4 protein-coding genes are annotated in these 2,879 nt (G+C 64.5%); 3 read left to right on the top strand and 1 reads right to left on the bottom strand.

Features of this window, described 5'->3' with window-relative positions:
• The coding region (locus VFT73_RS09820; RefSeq protein ID WP_326410408.1) for a biosynthetic peptidoglycan transglycosylase at nucleotides 1-552 on the bottom strand (552 nt) is incomplete at its 3' end.
• 213 nt (nucleotides 553-765) lie between these two features.
• Here VFT73_RS09820 and VFT73_RS09815 point away from each other — a divergent pair.
• The 3 genes from VFT73_RS09815 (at nucleotide 766) to VFT73_RS09805 (ending at nucleotide 2,635) form a co-directional block, all read left to right on the top strand.
• Nucleotides 766-1,290 carry a DUF4402 domain-containing protein gene (locus tag VFT73_RS09815; RefSeq protein WP_326410406.1) on the top strand — a complete coding sequence of 175 codons (525 nt, stop codon included), beginning with the start codon at nucleotides 766-768 and terminating at the stop codon, nucleotides 1,288-1,290.
• A gap of 174 nt (nucleotides 1,291-1,464) precedes the next feature.
• Nucleotides 1,465-1,980 (top strand): DUF4402 domain-containing protein, encoded by a 516-nt coding sequence (locus VFT73_RS09810; RefSeq protein WP_326410404.1) that lies wholly within the window; start codon nucleotides 1,465-1,467, stop codon nucleotides 1,978-1,980.
• Nucleotides 1,981-2,131: 151 nt separating this feature from the next.
• The gene (locus VFT73_RS09805) at nucleotides 2,132-2,635 is read left to right on the top strand and encodes a DUF4402 domain-containing protein (RefSeq protein ID WP_326410401.1); all 504 of its coding nucleotides are present in this window, start codon (nucleotides 2,132-2,134) and stop codon (nucleotides 2,633-2,635) included.
• Nucleotides 2,636-2,879: the final 244 nt, after the last annotated feature.

Below are 2,879 nucleotides of genomic sequence, written 5' to 3'. Positions count from 1 at the left end.
GCTGTGTCCGAAGAATTTGCGCGAGGCCGCGTCGATTCCATAGGCGCCGCCGCCGAAATAAACCCGGTTCAGGTACAGCTCTAGAATCTGGTCCTTGGTGAACTTCCGCTCGAGCGCGAGCGCAAGGATTCCCTCCTTCACCTTGCGCACGAACGTCCGGTTGTTGGTCAGGAAGATGTTGCGCGCCAACTGCTGCGTGATGGTCGAGCCGCCCTGGCTCCAATGGCCCGTCGAAAGCCGGACCTGGATCGATCGGGCGATGCCGATCGGGTCGACGCCCAGATGGCTTCGAAAGCGCCGGTCCTCGGTCGAGATGATCGCCGCGCGCATTTCCGGCGGGATCTGGTCGTAGGTCAGCCAGCGGCCGAAGCTCGGGCCCAGCGACAGGAGCACCTGGCCGTTCGCGGCGCGGACGCGGATCATCTGGCCGAGGTCGGATCGCTTGGTCAGCTGCGGATAGCTCGGAAGGTAGGCGGTCGCGACCGCAACAGCCACGACCAGCGCAAGCAGGCCGAGGAGCGCCGCATAGGCGAGCCCCTTGATGACGCCCATCAGCGTTGACCCTCTTCCGGAGCCGTGTTCGGAGCGCTTGCGGGCCATTCAGGATGCGGGGATAGAAAGCTGCGGTGCGCGCGACAATAGGGGTGCAGTTGGGCGCTCCTCAATTCGGACGATCGGCGGCCACGCGGCCGCGCGCAACTAGCGTCAGCCAAGGTTAGCCGCCGATTAACCCTGTTTTAGCCTGTCCTCGCGTAGGCAGTGCAGATGGGCGGCTTCAAGACCTTTGCCCTGGGGCCTGCGGCGCTCGCCGCGGCCGTCGCCGGCGCATCGCCGGCGGGCGGGCAATGCCGCTTGTGCGACAAACCGACGACCGCCGTATCGCAGTCAGCTGACAGCGACGGCATCGAGCTCGACATCGAAACCAGCCTCGACTTTGGCCGGCTCGTCCTTTCCGGGAGCGGGCAGGGCGCGGCTGTTATTCGCGCGGACGGGTCCACCGCGGCGGAAGGCGCCCTGACGGAAGTGAGCGCGCGCGCGATGGTCGGCACGGCGGTCATCCGCGGCACTCCCGGCCGAGCCGTCCGGGTCGAGCTTCCGCGCCGAATCGATCTCTACTCGGTCAGCGGCGGGCGAATCACCGTCGATGATGTCGTCAGCGATCTTCCATCCATTCCGAGACTCGATTCGGCGGGCACGCTCGCCTTCCGCTTCGGCGGGCGGGTGACGGTCACCGGCGATTCGGAAGGCGCCTATCGCGGCGACATGCCCATTACGGTCGAATATCAATGATGGGGCCCGCCTTGGGGCACCGAAATAAGCATCCGATCCGGATGAAGGCCTAAAGCGGCATTAACCAATCCCTTGAGGGAAGCCGTAAGCGGCGAGGGTTAATAGCAGCGCCACGGATGGCCGGACTTGGGCTGGGCAGCCGCCAAAACTCGAACTGAACCAGTGGGGAATGACATGAACAAGCTTCTGATCTCCGCCGGCGCGGTGGCTGCGCTGGCCTTCACGGCCGCTCCGGCAGCGGCTGCTCCGGTTTCGGCCAATGCCAACGCGCAGGCCAAAATCTACCGTCCGCTGTCGATCCAGAACAACAATGGGCTCGATTTCGGAACGCTCGTCCTGAGCGGCACCGCGCCCTACAGCACGGTCGTCTCGGTCAGCCAGGCCGGCGCCCTGACCTACGACAATAGCTATGTCACGCCGTCGGGCACGGCCCAGGCCGCGAGCTTCACCGTCAAGGGCACCAGCAATCAGAACGTGAACATCACCCTCCCGGCATCGACCGTCAGCCTGACCGGATCGAACGGCGGAACGCTGACCCTGACGATCGATGCGCCGACGACGGCGGCGATCGGCTCGGCGGGTCCGACGACCGGCGTCACCTTCGGTGTCGGCGGTTCGCTCACCCTGACCGACACGACCACCGATGGCGTCTACACGGGTAGCTTCGCGGTCAACGCCGACTATCAGTAATCGCTGATTTCAGCGGTTTAGTTGCGCACGAGGAAGGGTCGCCGGCTGTTCCGGCGGCCCTTCTTCTTTGTGCATTTGCCAGGGATGGTTGACGTAAAATCAACCATTTCGGTGGAAACGCTTTCCGATTGTGCGGTGGGGGAAGCGAAACATGCGCTGGCGTGCGCAGCTGCCATTGATGGCCCTGCTCGCGGCCGCGATCGCCGATCCGGCGGCCGCGGTGACGCAGAACGCATCGGTCAATGCCAATGTCATCAAGCCGCTGTCGCTCACGGCACTGCAGAATCTCGACCTCGGCACGATCACTCTGATGCCGGGCACCTGGTCGGGCGCCACGGTCAGCATCTCGCGGACGGGCGTGGTCAGCTGCAGCCCAAACCTCATCTGCTCGGGCGCGCTCCAGGTCGCCCGTTTCAACGTCACCGGTACGAACAAGATGGTCGTCGTGATCGCCGCGCCCGACGTGACGCTCGTCAATCAGAACGATGCATCGCAGAGCCTGAAGCTGAAGATCGACAATCCCGGCCAGGTGACACTGACCTCGTCCGGTGCCCCGGGCACCAATTTCGATCTTGGCGGCTCACTGACCCTAAGCTCCGCGACCGTCGCAGGAACCTACAGCGGCACCATCCAGGTGACGGTCGACTATCAATAACCCGCGGACACCGCTTATGGTTGACCGAAAATCAACCATTCCGGAGCAAAACGAGGCGATCGCTCCACAGCGGAGCAAAAGTGGGGATCGCCTGATGTTTGTTTGGAAGAGGAAATTCGTGCTCGCCGCAGTTGCGGGCGCTTTCGCGGGCGCGGCTGCACCCGCCAGCGCCGGAGTGGGCGACCTGCTCGTTGCGCCGACGCGGATCGTGCTCGACGGCCGCAGGGGCACCGAGATCGTGCTC

This window comes from Sphingomonas sp., assembly GCF_035758555.1.
Lineage (GTDB): Bacteria > Pseudomonadota > Alphaproteobacteria > Sphingomonadales > Sphingomonadaceae > Sphingomonas_B.
The sequence above is the reverse complement of the archived record's forward strand: the minus strand, read 5'-3'. Positions and strand labels throughout refer to the sequence as shown.

Excerpts from the sequence above, each read along its gene's own strand:
- VFT73_RS09810 (WP_326410404.1), top strand. The coding sequence starts at position 1,465 with ATGAACAAGCTTCTGATCTCCGCCGGCGCGGTGGCTGCGCTGGCCTTC.
- VFT73_RS09805 (WP_326410401.1), top strand. The coding sequence starts at position 2,132 with ATGCGCTGGCGTGCGCAGCTGCCATTGATGGCCCTGCTCGCGGCCGCG.
- VFT73_RS09815 (WP_326410406.1), top strand. The coding sequence starts at position 766 with ATGGGCGGCTTCAAGACCTTTGCCCTGGGGCCTGCGGCGCTCGCCGCG.